Annotated in this window: 15 protein-coding genes and 1 riboswitch; of the genes, 7 read left to right on the top strand and 8 right to left on the bottom strand. The window is 63.4% G+C overall.

The features are described 5' to 3' along the window. Positions 1–18: 18 nt before the first annotated feature. Genes NKJ78_RS23700 through NKJ78_RS23685 form a run of 4 tightly spaced genes read right to left on the bottom strand, consistent with a single transcriptional unit; the run spans position 19 to position 3,097 of the window. Complete coding sequence (locus NKJ78_RS23700) at positions 19–318, bottom strand: CcdB family protein (RefSeq protein WP_023707245.1); 300 nt, start codon at positions 316–318, stop codon at positions 19–21. Beyond that, the gene (locus NKJ78_RS23695; protein WP_023685800.1) at positions 318–578 is read right to left on the bottom strand and encodes a type II toxin-antitoxin system CcdA family antitoxin; all 261 of its coding nucleotides are present in this window, start codon (positions 576–578) and stop codon (positions 318–320) included. The genes NKJ78_RS23700 and NKJ78_RS23695 overlap by 1 nt, the downstream gene beginning before the upstream one ends. 37 nt (positions 579–615) lie before the next feature. Continuing rightward, complete coding sequence (locus tag NKJ78_RS23690; protein ID WP_352459872.1) at positions 616–2,436, bottom strand: ABC-F family ATP-binding cassette domain-containing protein; 1,821 nt, start codon at positions 2,434–2,436, stop codon at positions 616–618. A 1-nt stretch (position 2,437) separates the two neighbouring features. Then, positions 2,438–3,097 carry a thiamine diphosphokinase gene (locus NKJ78_RS23685; protein WP_023690494.1) on the bottom strand — a complete coding sequence of 220 codons (660 nt, stop codon included), beginning with the start codon at positions 3,095–3,097 and terminating at the stop codon, positions 2,438–2,440. A 162-nt stretch (positions 3,098–3,259) separates the two neighbouring features. Then, positions 3,260–3,374, top strand: a riboswitch (TPP riboswitch). A 43-nt stretch (positions 3,375–3,417) separates the two neighbouring features. On the opposite strand from NKJ78_RS23685, the gene thiB reads away from it, so the two are divergent. From thiB to NKJ78_RS23665, 4 genes are all read left to right on the top strand, one after another. Continuing rightward, positions 3,418–4,425, top strand: a complete 1,008-nt coding sequence (thiB, locus tag NKJ78_RS23680; protein ID WP_352459871.1) for a thiamine ABC transporter substrate binding subunit — start codon at positions 3,418–3,420, stop codon at positions 4,423–4,425. 249 nt (positions 4,426–4,674) lie between these two features. Further along, entirely contained in the window at positions 4,675–6,282 is a 1,608-nt protein-coding gene (gene thiP / locus NKJ78_RS23675; protein ID WP_352459870.1) for a thiamine/thiamine pyrophosphate ABC transporter permease, read from the top strand. Further along, complete coding sequence (gene thiQ, locus NKJ78_RS23670; protein ID WP_352459869.1) at positions 6,279–7,043, top strand: thiamine ABC transporter ATP-binding protein; 765 nt, start codon at positions 6,279–6,281, stop codon at positions 7,041–7,043. The genes thiP and thiQ overlap by 4 nt, the downstream gene beginning before the upstream one ends. Before the next feature lie 330 nt (positions 7,044–7,373). Next, positions 7,374–8,780: a M48 family metalloprotease gene (locus tag NKJ78_RS23665; protein WP_245260137.1), complete on the top strand. Its 1,407-nt coding sequence runs from the start codon at positions 7,374–7,376 to the stop codon at positions 8,778–8,780. 82 nt (positions 8,781–8,862) lie between these two features. On the opposite strand, the gene NKJ78_RS23660 is transcribed toward NKJ78_RS23665, so the two are convergent. Next, positions 8,863–9,720, bottom strand: a complete 858-nt coding sequence (locus NKJ78_RS23660; RefSeq protein WP_023731851.1) for an RNA polymerase factor sigma-32 — start codon at positions 9,718–9,720, stop codon at positions 8,863–8,865. A gap of 397 nt (positions 9,721–10,117) precedes the next feature. Between NKJ78_RS23660 and NKJ78_RS23655 the strand changes: the two genes are divergently transcribed. The 3 genes from NKJ78_RS23655 to NKJ78_RS23645 all read left to right on the top strand — a co-directional run bounded on the left by NKJ78_RS23655 (position 10,118) and on the right by NKJ78_RS23645 (position 12,473). Continuing rightward, positions 10,118–10,891, top strand: a complete 774-nt coding sequence (locus tag NKJ78_RS23655) for an amino acid ABC transporter substrate-binding protein (protein ID WP_023707253.1) — start codon at positions 10,118–10,120, stop codon at positions 10,889–10,891. A gap of 137 nt (positions 10,892–11,028) precedes the next feature. Then, positions 11,029–11,709, top strand: coding sequence for an amino acid ABC transporter permease (locus NKJ78_RS23650; protein ID WP_023713270.1), 681 nt, complete (start codon positions 11,029–11,031; stop codon positions 11,707–11,709). Next, positions 11,706–12,473 (top strand): amino acid ABC transporter ATP-binding protein, encoded by a 768-nt coding sequence (locus NKJ78_RS23645; protein WP_352459868.1) that lies wholly within the window; start codon positions 11,706–11,708, stop codon positions 12,471–12,473. The genes NKJ78_RS23650 and NKJ78_RS23645 overlap by 4 nt, the downstream gene beginning before the upstream one ends. Before the next feature lie 195 nt (positions 12,474–12,668). Here the strand turns inward: NKJ78_RS23645 and NKJ78_RS23640 are convergent, their stop codons facing one another. From NKJ78_RS23640 to NKJ78_RS23630, 3 genes are all read right to left on the bottom strand, one after another. Then, a complete protein-coding gene (locus NKJ78_RS23640) occupies positions 12,669–13,250 on the bottom strand; it encodes a CarD family transcriptional regulator (RefSeq protein ID WP_023673664.1) in 582 nt (193 codons plus the stop codon). A gap of 426 nt (positions 13,251–13,676) precedes the next feature. Then, positions 13,677–14,015: a ferredoxin FdxA gene (gene fdxA / locus NKJ78_RS23635; RefSeq protein WP_352459867.1), complete on the bottom strand. Its 339-nt coding sequence runs from the start codon at positions 14,013–14,015 to the stop codon at positions 13,677–13,679. A gap of 253 nt (positions 14,016–14,268) precedes the next feature. After that, positions 14,269–14,655, bottom strand: coding sequence for an RNA-binding S4 domain-containing protein (locus NKJ78_RS23630; RefSeq protein WP_352459866.1), 387 nt, complete (start codon positions 14,653–14,655; stop codon positions 14,269–14,271). Between the last annotated feature and the right edge of the window lie 10 nt (positions 14,656–14,665).

Below are 14,665 nucleotides of genomic sequence, written 5' to 3'. Positions count from 1 at the left end.
AGTAGCGGCTGCCTTCGCTCAGAAGCCCTGGAACAGCATGTCGAGCGCGGCGACGATGTCGTCGTGATGTCTAGAAAGGTTTCCCTCTGGCATCCGCAATTCGGACGCGCTGAAGGCCGACACAAACTGTGTCACCATCACAAGATCTTTGCCGTTTATAGCGAAGGTCGGGTTCAGGCGGCGGCCAGGAAGCGGGGCAATCTCGGGCGGCATCAAAGGAACGACCACCGTCGTGCTCAGCCCTTCAAGCATATCTGACTGCACGTCGAGAAGATAACCGTCGCTCTCGGTACTCCGATAGAAATCGTAACGCGCCATCAGAACGGCCGGTGTTTAGCCAATGGCAGTCCGTTCTTTCGGACATATTCGTTGGAGCTTTCGATGGCTTCCCTGTTTTCTTCTTGCCATCGACGCGTTTTCTCCGCCGCAATCGCTTTCGCGATCCCTGCTTCGGCAGCGCGGGAGATGTTGATGCCCAACGCTTTGGCGTCCTTGATCAACTGAGAGTCAATGGACGTGTTCACAGAGGTCCGCTGAGTTTTTGGCGTCGATTGAAGCACGGAGATGCCTCCTTTCATGCGCACAACATACGCGCATAAAAGACCGCAGGCAATGCTACCCCTCCATCTCCTCACGCAGCATTTCCAGTTCCAGCCACTCTTCCTCGAGTGCGGCCAGCGTGGCGCGTTCTTTGTCGAGGGCGGCGATGGTCTTTTGGAACGAGGCCGGGTCGCGCTCGTAATAGGCGGGATCGGCAATGTTGTTTTCCAACCGCGAGATCGAGGCCATTATCGCCTCGATCTTCTTGGGCAAGGATTCCAGAGCGAATTTCTGCTTGAACGACAGTTTCTTAGACGGCCCTTTTGGCGCTGCCGGCTCGCTCTTGCCCGGCGCCGGCGCATCGCTGGCTTCGGCCTTGGCGCGCGCCTTGCGGTCGTCGAGCCGGGTGCCGCCGCGCTGCGCGACCATGTCGGAATAGCCACCGGCATATTCGATCCAGCGGCCGCCTCCGTCCGGGGCGATGATGCTGGTGACGGTGCGGTCGAGGAAGTCGCGGTCGTGGCTGACCAGGATGACCGTGCCGGCAAAGCCGGCGACAAGTTCCTGCAACAGTTCCAGCGTCTCCATGTCGAGATCGTTGGTCGGCTCGTCGAGCACCAGAAGGTTGGCCGGCCGCGCCAGAACACGCGCCAGGAGCAGCCGCGCCCGTTCGCCGCCGGACAGCTCGCGCACCGGGGTGCGCGCCTGTTCCGGCTTGAACAGGAAATCCTTCATGTAGGACACGACATGGCGCTGCTCGCCATTGATGACGAGGTTTTCGCCGCGCCCGTCCGTGAGATACTGCGCCAGGGTCTCGGCCGGATCGACCGCCTCGCGCTTCTGGTCGAGCGTGGCGATTTCCAGATTGGTGCCGAGCCGCACCGAGCCGGCGTCGGGCTTCATCTCGCCGGTGAGCATCTTCAACAGCGTCGTCTTGCCGGCGCCGTTCGGCCCGACAAGGCCGATGCGATCGCCGCGCTGGATGCGGGTCGAGAAGCCTTTGACCACGGTGAGGTCGCCAAAGCTCTTTTCGATGTTCTTGGCCTCGATCACCAGCTTGCCGGATTCGGCGGCGTCGCTGGCCACCATGGTGGCCGAGCCCTCGGCGCCGCGATGGCCGCGAAAACGCTGGCGCATGGTCTGCAGTTCGCCCAGGCGGCGCATGTTGCGTTTGCGGCGAGCCGTCACGCCATAGCGCAGCCAATGCTCCTCGCGCACGATCTGGCGGCCCAGCTTGTGCTGTTCGCGCTCTTCCTCTTCCAGCACAAGGTCGCGCCATTCCTCGAAATGGCCAAAGCCCTTGTCGAGGCGGCGGGTCTGGCCACGGTCGAGCCAGACAGTGGCGCGCGAGACGCGTTCGAGGAAGCGTCGGTCGTGCGAGATGACGATCAGCGCCGAAGACGTCCGGACGAGCTCCTCTTCCAGCCATTCGATGACCGACAAATCGAGATGGTTGGTCGGCTCGTCAAGCAGCAGAATATCGGGTTCGGGCGCCATGACGCGGGCAAGTGCTGCGCGGCGCGCCTCGCCACCGGAGAGATCGTTGGGGTTCTCCGTGCCGGCGAGGCCGAGATGCTCCATCAGATATGTGGCGCGGTAGGGATCGTCGGCAGGCCCAAGCCCAGCCTCGACATAGGCACGCACATTGGCAAAGCCGTCCATGTCGGGCATTTGCGGGAGATAGCGCACCGTTGCCGAAGGCTGGCGGAAGACCTCGCCGTCTTGCGGCTCGATCAGACCAGCAGCAATCTTCAGGAGCGTCGACTTGCCGGAGCCGTTGCGGCCGACGAGCGCGATCTTGTCACCGGCGGACGCCGTCAGTTCGGCGCCATCGAGCAGCGGCGTGCCGCCAAAGGTCAGTCTTATCCCGTCGAGGTTGAGAAGGGGCGGGGCCATGTCAGCTTTCAGGCAAGGGGTAGGGGTGGGCGAGCAGCAGCGCGCGGCCATGGCCGAGCGCGATTTCGAGGCCGCCCCCGGTCGTGTTGGACTTGACCTCGTTCGAGATGGTCAGCGACGAGCCGAACACGACCTCGACATGGTCGAGCGGCCACTTCGCGCCGGACACGGTGAGGCCCGAAAGATCGGAAAAGCCGAGCACCGAAAACAGCGTTCCGTCGGCATAGTCGAAGCCGGCCTTGCCAGGCAGCAGAGGGGCGCCTTCCTGCGCTCCGCTGGTCAACAGCAATTTTGTGCCGGCCTCGGCCAGCCGCAGGCTGAGCGCCAGATGGAGGAAGGCGTGGTCGGCGCGCTTGCCGCCGAAAGCGCCGGCCAGCACCAGGCTGGTGGCGCCGCGTTCCAATGCCGCCGCGATCGCCAGTTCGCCATCGGTCTTGTCCTTTTCGGGAGGAAACACCTCCCGCGGCACGGCGGCGAGATCGGCAGGCAGGTCCGCCGGCACGGAATCGAAATCGCCGACCCACAGCTCCGGCATCACGCCGAGCAGGCGGGCATGATCGATGCCGGCGTCGGCGGCGATGACGCGCGTGCCCGCGACCTGGCGGTCGAGCCGCGGCGTGCGGACGAGATCGCCGCCAAGCAGGATGGTGAATGTGCTCATATCCGCTGGCCCTTACCAGCCCCGCCGACGAAACGGAAGGCCGAGCGGCACCGTCACTCTTTGTTGGAGCATGATCTTTTTCCGGAAACGGATTCCACTTTCCGGGATCATGCTCGGGCAAACTTCCACTTGCGTGGCACCTTGGCCGGGCCTATGTGTCGAAACGCTCTAACGGGGTGCCGGACGCGATCTTCGCGGACCGGCTGAGAGGCAGTCTCGCCAACCCGCTGAACCTGATCCGGTTTGTACCGGCGGAGGGATTAGACGCTTCGGACAGCCCGACGCCTCAATTCCTTTCAACACGAATGAAGGAGGCGCCGATGCGCATGTTTTTGTCCCGTCTTGTCCCAGCGCTGGGGCTTGCTGTTTCGCTACTGGCAAGCTCTGCGTCCGCGCAGGAAAAACTCACGATCTATACCTATGAGAGTTTCACTGCCGACTGGGGTCCGGGCCCCCAGGTGAAGAAGGAATTCGAAGCCGAGTGCGGCTGCAGCGTCGACTTCGTCTCGGCGGCCGACGGCGTCGCACTTCTCAACCGCGTCAAGCTGGAAGGAGCCTCGACCAAAGCAGATATCGTGCTTGGCCTCGACACCAACCTCACCGCGGAAGCCAAGGCTTCCGGCCTGTTTGTCCGACATGGCGCGGTGGCTGAAAACAACGTGCCGGGCGGCTGGAGCGACGACACTTTCGTGCCCTATGATTATGGTTATTTCGCCGTCGTCCACGACACCGAGAAGCTGAAGAACCCACCGAAGAGCCTGAAGGAACTGGTCGAGGGCGATGCCGCCGACAAGATCGTCATCCAGGATCCGAGGACGTCGACGCCGGGCCTCGGCCTGCTGCTGTGGGTCAAGTCGGTCTATGGCGACAGGGCGCCGGAAGCCTGGGCGAAACTCAAGGGCAAAGTGCTGACGGTGACGCCGGGCTGGAGCGAGGCCTACGGCCTGTTCACCAAGGGCGAGGCGCCGATGGTGCTTTCCTATACGACGTCGCCGGCCTACCACATGGTGGCCGAGAACACCGGGCGCTTCCAGGCGGCGTCGTTCGAGGAGGGCGAGTATCTGCAGGTCGAGGTCGCCGGCATCACCACCACGGGCGCGAAGAACCCGCTGGCGGCGAAGTTCCTGGCCTTCATGACCGGGCCGAAATTCCAGGATGTCATTCCGGAGACCAACTGGATGTTCCCGGCCGGGAAAACCGACAAGCCGCTCAATCCGGCTTTTGATAGGCTGGTCAAGCCGGCGAAGACCTTGCTGTTCAGCCCGGAAGAGGTCGCGGCAAATCGCAAGGCCTGGGTGGATGAATGGCTGGCGGTGATGAGCAAGTAGGAATTCAGGATGGCGCTTGAACACCCCCCTCTGGCCTGCCGGCCATCTCCCCCGCAAGGGGGGAGATCAAGCGCTCGAAAGCTTTCGTCAACCTCCAACGCGGCGAGGATGGGGCGGGGAGCGAAGCTGCTAATCTCCCCCCTTGCGGGGGAGATGTCCGGCAGGACAGAGGGGGGTGGGCGGGAACTCGACCTCCGTGAAATATTTCCGTCAGCAGCCAACATGCGATGTAGGGTTGGATAGCACGAAATGCGTGCGCACTATCCCTCTGACCCCCGCATCACGGCCGGCATTGTCGCGCTTGCGGCAATCGCGCTGCTGATCGGTGGCGCCTTCGCCGGCCTTATCCGGGAAGGCGCGCACGACCTTTCCGGCGCCGCGTCCGCCTTTGACCTCTATCTCGTGCGCGTTGTCCGCTTCACGCTCTGGCAGGCTGCGCTCTCGACTCTGCTTTCCGTCGTACCGGCGCTGTTCGTCGCCCGCGCGCTGTCGCGGCATCCGCGCTTCTTCGGACGCGGCTTCATCCTGCAGCTGTTTACTGTGCCCCTTGCCTTGCCGGCGATTGTCGCAGCGCTGGGCATACTGGCGCTCTATGGCCGCGCCGGTTATTTCGCCGCGATCGGTGGCCAGAGCTGGCCCGACATCTATGGGCTGCCAGGCATCCTCGTCGCCCACGTCTTCTTCAACCTGCCGCTGGCCACCCGGCTGTTCCTCGAAGCGCTGGGAACGGTGCCGGCCGATCAATGGCGGCTGGCGAGCCAGCTCGGCATGGGGGCGAGGCCAGCCTTCCGGCTGATCGAGTGGCCGGTGCTGCGCGCCGCGCTGCCGGGCGTCGCCGGGCTTGTCTTCATGCTTTGCATCACCTCCTTCACCATCGTGCTGATCCTCGGCGGCGGGCCGGCGGCGACGACGCTGGAAGTCGCCATCTATCAGGCGCTGCGTTTCGACTTCGATCCGGCGCGAGCGGTGACGCTGACGGTGCTGCAGATCGCGCTGACTTTTGCCGTCATGCTGGCGCTGACGCGGCTCGGCGCCAATGTGACCGGCGACGCCAATTTGCCTGTCGCGCCGCGCCGCTATCACTTGGCCGGCAAAGCAGAAACAGCGTTCAACGCCGTCCTGATCGTGCTCGCCTTGCTGTTCGTCGCCGGACCAATGGCGGCCACCGTCGCGTCCGGCCTCGACGCCGATCTCGGCCGGTTGGCGGGCGAGAGTGCCGTGCGTCAGGCGACGCTGACCAGCGCCGGTCTCGCCTTCTCGGCGGCGCTACTTTCGGTGGCGCTGTCGCTGTCGCTGATCATGGCGCGTCGGGCATTGTCGCTGCGCCGCCGGTCCAGTGCCCGTTCATTGCTCGAGCATGCCACCGACACCGGCGCCGGCTTCGTCCTCGTCGTGCCGCCCGTCGTCATCGGCGCCGGCTGGTTTCTCCTGCTGCGCACGGTCAGCGATGTCTTTGCCATCGCGCCGGTCATGGTCGTCACCGTCAATGCGGTGATGGCGATGCCCTTTGCCATCCGCGCGATGCGCCCGGCCTATGATGCGGCCAGCGAGCGCCACGAAAAGCTGTGCGCGCAGCTCGGCATTGCGGGCTGGAACCGGCTGCTTCTGGTCGACTGGCCATCGCTCCGGCGGCCGCTGGCCACCGGCTTTGCCTTCGCCGTGGCGCTGTCGCTCGGCGATCTCGGCGTCATCGCGCTGTTCGGCAGCGATTCGGTGCAGACCTTGCCCTATCTCCTGCTGGCGCGCATGGGCAGCTATCGCACGGCCGATGCTGCCGGGCTGGCTTTGCTGCTCGGGGCGGTCTGCCTTGCATTGGTGGTCGCGGCAGACTGGCTGGGACGGGGAGAGAGATCGTGACGTCCGCTGTGGAGAAAGGCACGACTGTCCGGCTGGACAAGGTCTCGTTCAGCTATGGCGAAACGTCATTCCTGTTCGATGTCGAATTCGATACATCTAAGATCACCGCCATCATGGGGGCAAGTGGTTCGGGCAAATCGACCTTGCTCAATCTGGTGGCTGGTTTCGAGACGCCGGAGTCCGGTCGTGTGCTGATCGGCGGCGCCGATGTCGGCGCCGAGCCGCCTTCGGCGCGGCCGGTATCGATGGTATTCCAGGAAAACAATCTGTTTGCTCATCTCTCGGTGGAGAAGAATGTCGGGCTCGGCCGCTCGCCATCGCTCAACCTGACCGACGCCGATCGCGCCGCAATCGCCGAGGCGCTTGACCGCGTCGGCCTGGCCGGCAAGGAAATGCGCCTGCCCCGCGAACTCTCCGGCGGCGAAAGGCAGCGCGTGGCGCTCGCCCGCGTTCTGGTGCGCGACCGGCCAGTGCTGCTGCTCGACGAGCCGTTCGCTTCGCTCGGGCCAGCACTGCGCGACGACATGCTCGACCTGGTGGCCGGCGTTCATGCCGAGCGGGCGATGACGGTGCTGTTCGTCACGCATCAGCCGGAAGACGCTCGCCGTATCGGCGAGCAGATGGTTTTTCTGGACAATGGCAGGGTTGCCGCGACGGGACCTGCCGCCGATTTTTTCGACGGCACTGGCCCTGAAGCGTTTCGGCGCTATATCGGCGCAAGTTCGGGCGGATCACGCGATATTGCCCGGAAGCGGACATAATTTACGACCAAACCGGCTACAGGTGATGTGGCGCTTGCTTGCCATGGTCCAGTCGATGTGGCTAGGTCCGCTTAGTACTGGTCCGGCACGAGCCGTGATTTGCCCCTACAGCGCCGCACCCGGCCGGATGCGTAAACGCTGTAGGTTTTTTGATGTGTGCAGGATTGCCAACGAAAACCGATTTTTCGCTGGCGCGGACCCCGGTCCAAATCATGCGCCGAGAGCTGAAGGAACGCCGTGCTGCCGACCGGCACTGACACTTTGAAACGCAGACCGCTGGTGCGCTTCCTCGCGCTGGCCGGCCTTGCCGTGGCGCTGGCCAGCTGCCAGATGTTCACGCCTCCCGAAGTGCAGGAATCCGGCTTCCAGCCTTCCGACAAGCCGATCACGGTCGACAATGTCGCCGCCAACAGCAAGCTTGCCGAACTGGCGAAGGCGCAACATCCGCGCATCCTTGCCACCTATGGCGGCGAATATTCCGATCCCAAGCTCGAGCGCATGGTGGCCAAGGTTGTCGGCAGCCTGACCGTGGTGTCGGCCAATCCGACCCAGACCTATCGCATCACCATCCTCAATTCGCCCAACGTCAACGCTTTCGCGCTGCCGGGCGGCTATCTCTACGTCACCCGCGGCCTGCTGGCGCTGGCCAATGATTCGGCCGAACTCGCCGCCGTCATCGCGCATGAGATGGGCCACGTCACCGCCAATCACGGATTGCAGCGCCAGCAGCTCGAGGCCGAGGAAGGCCTGGCGACCAAGGTGGTCTCCGATGTGCTGGGCGACAGCCCGACCGCCAAGCAGGCATTGATCCGCGGCAAGCTGAGGCTGGCGCAGTTCTCGCGCAACCAGGAGCTGGAGGCAGACGCGATCGGCATCAAGTCGATCGGCGAGGCGGGTTACGATCCCTATGCCGCCGGGCGTTTCCTGCAGTCGATGTCGGCCTATACCGATTTCCGCTCGATCAGCGGCGCCACCGACGCCAGCCTCGACTTCCTGGCCACGCACCCCAACACGCCGCAGCGAATTGATCTGGCGCAGCGCCACGCCCGCCAGTTCGGCGCGCCGGGCATCGGCACCCGCGACCGCGATTCCTTCCTGGCCGGGATAGACGGCCTGCTCTATGGCGACACGCCGGAAGAGGGCTATGTGCGCGGCCAGACCTTCCTGCATCCGGGCCTCGGCGTTTCGTTCACGGTGCCCGACGGCTTCATCATCGACAATTCGGCGGCGGCAGTGACGGCGACCGGTCCCGGCGACATGGCGATCCGCTTCGACGGTGTGTCGATCGACAAGGATCGTGCGCTGACCGACTACATCAGAAGCGGCTGGGTGGCCGGTCTCGACGAGACCAGTGTGCGCCAGGAGACGATCGACGGCAACCAGGCGGCGACCGCGCACGCCGGCGCCGATGGCTGGCAGTTCGACATTGCGGTGATCCGCGCCGGCGGTCAGGTCTACCGGCTGTTGACAGCGGCCCCCTCGGCCAGCACGACACTCGATCCGGTGGCACGCTCGGTCAGCGGTTCGTTCCGCGTGCTCAGCCCCGCCGAGAAGGCGGCACTGAAGCCGCTGCATATCCGCGTCGTCACGGTACAGGCCGGGCAGACGATGGGCACACTTTCGGCGCAGATGGTCGGCGTCGACCGCAAGCTCGATCTGTTCCGCGTGCTCAACGCGATGTCGCCGGGCGCCTCGGTTTCGGCCGGCGACAAGGTCAAGATCGTCACGGACAGATAGCGCCGGTCTTCGTCAGAAACCCCAGCCTTCGTAGTGCTTTTTTCTGAGATAACTCAGGGCGGTACCCCTGTTCCTGGCAATCTCACGCTGCCATGAATTCGGGGTTCTGCTTGACCAGCGCGAGCTTGAGCTTTTCCATGGCGCGGGCCTCGATCTGGCGGACACGCTCCTTGGAAATACCGAGGGTCTCGCCGAGCGCCTCAAGCGTCGCACCTTCGTCGGTCAGCCGGCGCTCCTCGATGATCCTGAGTTCGCGGGCATTGAGCGCGCGGAGCGCCGTCTTCAGCCACATCAGGCGCCGTTCGACGTCGATGGTGTCGCCGGCGACCTCGTCGGGCAATGGATCGTCCGAAATCAGGAAGTCCATCCGCTCGGTGGTGCCGGCTTCGTCGGCGAGCGGTGCGTTGAGCGAAGAGTCAGGTGCTGAAAGCCTGGAATCCATCTTCGCGACATCGGCCTCGGAGACGCCGAGGGCTACCGAGACTTCGCGGTAGAGCGTGGCGTTGGAAATCGGCTCGGCGCCATTGGCAAGACGGGCGCGCAGGCGCCGCAGGTTGAAGAACAGCGCCTTTTGCGCCGAAGAGGTGCCGCCGCGAACGATCGACCAGTTGCGCAGGATATAATCCTGCATCGAAGCGCGGATCCACCAGGTCGCATAGGTCGAGAAGCGCACCTCGCGCTCCGGCTCGAAACGCGCGGCTGCTTCCAGCAGCCCGACATGGCCCTCCTGGACCAGATCGCCGAGCGGCAGGCCGTAATGTCGGAATTTCGAAGCCATGGAAATGACCAGCCGCATATGGGCGACGGTGATCTGATGCAGCGCCTGCTGATCCTGGTCTTCCTTCCAGCGCAAGGCGAGAACATGTTCCTCATCGCGCTCGAGGTAGGGGGCTTTCATTGCCGTGCGGACCATGGTCCGTCCTGCCGTGTCTTCGATCATGCCGCGCTCCTGCTCCCGGACATTTTCGGACGGCCTGGCGGCCGTTATCTCTGTTTGACGCAATTCCGAAGGAAACCGCTTTCCCACTTTCCTGGAATTGCTTCGGGCCTAGCGCAGCCAAGGGTTCTTGAAATGGAAACGCGGCGCCCTACAACAAGCCATGAACGTGCCACACCGGGGATTGGTTCCGCCGCCGAGGGCGGTTGTTTTGTGCGGTCCGACAGGGCGCATCGACGCCGCAGATCGGGACTATTGGCACCGATCCGAGCTGCTTTGAGAATCTGATTTCTGGATCGTCGTTTTTTTGAAATCTGGTTCCTTATTTTGCTGCGCTGTATCTGTCAGTTTCCGGCTCTCACAAGCGCCGGACACCGGCCAAGGACGGGATCACACAGAAATGAAATGGCTCAATTCGCTCATCGTTGCCGGAACGCTTCAGGTTCTGGCTGTTACATCAGGCCATGCCGGCGCCAATCTTGACCAGATCAAGCAGGCCGGCACCCTCAAAGTCGGCACCGAAGGCACCTATGCGCCCTTCACCTATCATGATGCTTCCGGCGCGCTGGTCGGCTTCGACGTCGAGATCGCCAAGGCGATCGGCGACAAGCTCGGCGTCAAGGTCGAGTTCCTCGAAGGCAAATGGGACGGGCTGATCGCCGGCCTCGACGCCAACCGCTACGACGCCGTGATCAACGAGGTCGGCATCACCGACGCGCGCAAGGCCAAGTACGATTTCTCCGATCCTTACATCGCCTCCAAGGCCGTGCTGATCGTGCGCGGCGACAACACCGACATCAAGACCTTCGCCGACCTCAAGGGCAAGAAGTCGGCACAGTCGTTGACATCGAATTTCGGCAAGCTCGCCGAGACCAACGGCGCCGAACTCGTCGGCACCGACGGCTTCGACCAGTCGATCCAGCTGCTGCTCACCGGCCGCGCCGACGCCACCATCAATGACAGCCTGTCTTTCCTCGACTTCAAGAAGCACAAGCCGGACGCCAATGTGAAGATCGCCGCGCAGGAAGAGAACGCCGACTATTCCGGCGTCATCGTGCGCAAGGGTGATCCGGAGCTGGTCGCGGCGATCAATAAGGCGCTGGCCGACATCAAGGCCGACGGCACCTACAAGAGGATCGCCGATACCTATTTCGGCCAGGATGTCTCGCAGTAAAGACCATCTCCCGGCGGTTTGCCGGCAATGACCAATAGCGGCGGGCCGTCTTTGACGGCTCGCCGTTTTTCGCATGATATGAGAAGCACACAATCGCACTGCCGTCACCGCGGCGGTCTGTGAAGGAGGAGCCGTTCGTGCCGCACTGGCTACACCTGATGCTGGACTCGTTGCCGACACTGCTGTGGGCGGCGTTGATCTTCACCGTACCGCTGACATTGCTATCGTTCGCACTCGGCCTGTTCGTCGGCCTGGTTGTCGCCCTGGTGCGGCTGTTCGGTCCCAAGCCTCTGGTTGCCGTGGTCCGCTTCTATGTCTGGATCTTTCGCGGCACGCCGCTTCTGGTGCAGCTGTTCCTGATCTTTTACGGCCTGCCTTCGGTCGGCATATTGCTGGACGCTTTTCCGGCGGCGCTGATTGGCTTCACCCTCAACATAGGCGCCTACAGTTCGGAAATTATCCGCGCCGTGATCGGCTCGGTGCCGAAGGGCCAGTGGGAGGCGGCCTATTCGATCGGCATGACCTGGAGCCAGGCGATGCGGCGCACCGTCCTGCCGCAAGCCGGCCGCGTCGCCGTGCCGCCGCTGTCCAACACCTTCATCTCGCTGGTCAAGGATACGTCGCTGGCCGCCGCCATCACTGTGCCGGAGATGTTCCAGGCGGCGCAGCGCATCGTCGCCACCACCTATGAACCGCTGATCCTCTATGTCGAGGCGGCGATCCTTTATCTGGCGATGAGCTCGGTGCTTTCGGCCTTGCAGACGCGGCTGGAGGAGCGGCTCAACCGCTATGGCGGCTTCCTGGAGGCGCGCTCATGATCGGCCTCACCGACATCGAAAAGCGCTTCGGCGACAATCTGGTGCTGAAGGGCGTGACGGTCACCATTGCCGAAGGCAGCGTCACCGCGCTCGTCGGCCCCTCCGGCGGCGGCAAGAGCACACTGCTGCGCTGCATCAACCTGTTGGAGATCCCGACCTCGGGCATGGTGCGCATCGGCGACGAGACGCTGGAATTCCGTCCCGGCATCAAGATCCCCAGCCGCGACATCCAGCGCCTGCGGCTGCAGACCGGCATGGTGTTCCAGAACTTCCAGCTGTTCCCGCATCGCACCGCGATCGAGAACGTCATGGAAGGCCTGGTGACGGTGCTGAAATGGCCGACGGCAAAGGCGCGCGAGCGGGCACTGGCGCTGCTCGAGAAGGTCGGCATGGCGCACAAGGCGGACGATTGGCCGGCAACGCTGTCGGGCGGCCAGCAGCAGCGTGTGGCGATCGCCCGCGCCCTGGCGCCGTCGCCGAAAGTGCTGCTTTGCGACGAGCCGACCTCGGCGCTCGATCCGGAACTGGCGCAGGAAGTGGTCGACGTGCTGGGAAAACTCGCCAGCGAAGGCACGACCATGGTGATGGCCACGCACGACCTTCGCCTTGCCTCCAAGATTGCGCAGGAGGTGGTGTTCCTCGACGCCGGCGTCATCGTCGAGAAGGGGCCGTCCGCCGTGGTGTTCTCCAACCCGGAGCGTGAACGGACCAAGCGTTTTATTGCGACGCTGAAGCAGGAGGCGAAGAAGGAAGCCGGCGGCTGAGCCTTCTACGTTCCCCTTGTGAAGAGGTCGGACGGAAGGTCCGGGTGCGGTCTGGTGTCGTCCCCATCCTCGCTGCTTCGCAGCCACCTGCCTGGGCGAGCCACGGGTCCCGCCCGTCCTTGGAACCCCACAAGGGGGTAAAAACAAAAACCCGGCACAAGGCCGGGTTTTTCATGAATTCGACGGTGAAAGCGATCAGGCAGCTTCTTCCTGCTCGGCTTCCTCATTGTCGGCCTTGGCGCCGCGCTTCGGGCCCTTGTTGAGGTTGACCTCGATCAGGCGCACGGCTTCGGTTTCCGACATGCGGTTGACTGCCGCGATCTCGCGCGCCATGCGGTCGAGTGCCGCCTCATAGAGCTGACGCTCGGAATAGGACTGTTCCGGCTGGTTGTCGGCACGGTAGAGGTCGCGCACGACTTCCGAGATCGAGATCAGGTCGCCCGAATTGATCTTGGCATCATATTCCTGCGCACGGCGAGACCACATGGTGCGCTTGACGCGGGCGCGGCCCTGGACGACCTTCAGCGCGCGCTCGACATAATCCTCTTCCGACAGCTTGCGCATGCCGATGGAGGTCGCCTTGGCGACCGGAACCTTCAGGCGCATCTTGTCCTTCTGGAAGTCGATGACGAACAGTTCCAGCTTGTGGCCCGCAACTTCCTGCTCGTCGATCGAGACGATCTGGCCGACGCCGTGCGCCGGATAGACGATGTACTCGCCGGTCTTGAAACCGTGGCGTGCCGAGGTGGACTTCTTCTGCGGGGTGATCGTTGCCATTACGCCCTGAACTCCTTGTTGTGGCACCGGCGGCCTGCCGGTCCGAACGCATGCGACCGGGGACACCGATCGTTAGCCGCACAACAGATGAACCCATCGGAAAAAGCCGGGACCGGCAAACCGCATACATAGCGACTGCCTGGCCCAGATCGCTCTGGTCCGATTGGGGATTTCACCTTTCAGTGATTTGGGGCGCTTGCGCCATAAATCGACGTTGTGTCACCGGCATGTTTCAACTGGTGTAGCACAAAAAGTCGGAAGAATCAAGGTTTTGCTGCAAACGCGAAGGTCGAGCGCCATCGCCGCCTGTCAAGGCAGTTAATGTATGAGGCGCGTTACGCAGCGTTATGACGATCCAATAGGCCGCACTTTTTTGCTTTGCGCATCACCCTTTCCGAAATCGATTCCGATTTCAGCGTCATGTGCTCAGTCGCCTTGGCCGGGCTCGGCGGAGAAATATTTCTCGAACTTGCCGGCTTCGCCGTCGAAGCTCTTGGCATCTGCCGGAGGCTCCTTCTTGGCGGTGATGTTGGGCCATTTCTCGGCGTATTCGGTGTTGACCTGCAGCCATTTGTCGAGGCCCGGCTCGGTGTCGGGCTTGATTGCATCGGCCGGGCATTCCGGTTCGCAGACGCCGCAGTCGATGCACTCGTCGGGATGTATGACAAGCATGTTCTCGCCCTCGTAGAAGCAGTCGACCGGACAGACCTCGATGCAGTCCATGTACTTGCATTTGATGCAGTTGTCGGTCACGACATAGGTCATTGGTCGGCTCCGGGACGTCCCGTTCTTGCTAGAGCGACGTGCGTCCAATTGGACGCACAAAGTCCGCTCTGACACTTTGAATCTGCGCATCGTGCCTTCCGAAAAATCGATTTCCGATTTTCGGGCCGATGCGGCGGCTTTTTTGGTGAGGTAACGCCTTTGCCTGCCGCTTGCAAGGGCAGCCATTGCAGGCGGGGCCCGCGTGTCCGGAATGAAATTCCAGACCGCCGGCATGGCGCAGACGGCCAAGGCTTCAGTCTTCGCCGAACAGCCGGTCGGTTTGCCTGCGCTCTTTCTTGGTCGGCCGGCCGCTGCCGGCGTCGCGCAGCGCCGGAATGGCATCGGCAACAGCCTCGCCTTTCGGCGCCGGCGGCGGGGACATGTCCTCGTAGAGCGTGCGCGCTTCCTCGGCCGGACCGCGCCGCACGCCGGTGCCAAGCACCTTCCAAACGAAGATGCGGCGCTCGTGCGTAATGGTCAAAACGTCGCCAGGCTGGACCAGATCGGAGGCCTGCGCTGCTTTGTCGCTGTTGATGCGGACGCGTCCGGCGACAACCAGCTTGGCCGCCAGCGAGCGCGATTTTATCGCGCGCGAAAAGAACAGCCACTTGTCGATGCGCTGACGACCTTCAGCAACCATCGCAGCGAGT

It is taken from the genome of Mesorhizobium sp. M0037, from assembly GCF_040323635.1.
Classification (GTDB): Bacteria; Pseudomonadota; Alphaproteobacteria; order Rhizobiales; family Rhizobiaceae; genus Mesorhizobium.
The sequence above is the reverse complement of the archived record's forward strand: the minus strand, read 5'-3'. Positions and strand labels throughout refer to the sequence as shown.

Bases quoted from the DNA above. Each gene is read 5' to 3' on its own strand.
- NKJ78_RS23700 (WP_023707245.1), bottom strand. From the start codon at position 318: ATGGCGCGTTACGATTTCTATCGGAGTACCGAGAGCGACGGTTATCTT.
- NKJ78_RS23695 (WP_023685800.1), bottom strand. From the start codon at position 578: ATGAAAGGAGGCATCTCCGTGCTTCAATCGACGCCAAAAACTCAGCGG.
- NKJ78_RS23690 (WP_352459872.1), bottom strand. From the start codon at position 2,436: ATGGCCCCGCCCCTTCTCAACCTCGACGGGATAAGACTGACCTTTGGC.
- NKJ78_RS23685 (WP_023690494.1), bottom strand. From the start codon at position 3,097: ATGAGCACATTCACCATCCTGCTTGGCGGCGATCTCGTCCGCACGCCG.
- thiB (WP_352459871.1), top strand. From the start codon at position 3,418: ATGCGCATGTTTTTGTCCCGTCTTGTCCCAGCGCTGGGGCTTGCTGTT.
- thiP (WP_352459870.1), top strand. From the start codon at position 4,675: ATGCGTGCGCACTATCCCTCTGACCCCCGCATCACGGCCGGCATTGTC.
- NKJ78_RS23665 (WP_245260137.1), top strand. From the start codon at position 7,374: ATGTTCACGCCTCCCGAAGTGCAGGAATCCGGCTTCCAGCCTTCCGAC.
- NKJ78_RS23660 (WP_023731851.1), bottom strand. From the start codon at position 9,720: ATGATCGAAGACACGGCAGGACGGACCATGGTCCGCACGGCAATGAAA.
- NKJ78_RS23655 (WP_023707253.1), top strand. From the start codon at position 10,118: ATGAAATGGCTCAATTCGCTCATCGTTGCCGGAACGCTTCAGGTTCTG.
- NKJ78_RS23645 (WP_352459868.1), top strand. From the start codon at position 11,706: ATGATCGGCCTCACCGACATCGAAAAGCGCTTCGGCGACAATCTGGTG.
- NKJ78_RS23640 (WP_023673664.1), bottom strand. From the start codon at position 13,250: ATGGCAACGATCACCCCGCAGAAGAAGTCCACCTCGGCACGCCACGGT.
- fdxA (WP_352459867.1), bottom strand. From the start codon at position 14,015: ATGACCTATGTCGTGACCGACAACTGCATCAAATGCAAGTACATGGAC.
- NKJ78_RS23630 (WP_352459866.1), bottom strand. From the start codon at position 14,655: ATGGTTGCTGAAGGTCGTCAGCGCATCGACAAGTGGCTGTTCTTTTCG.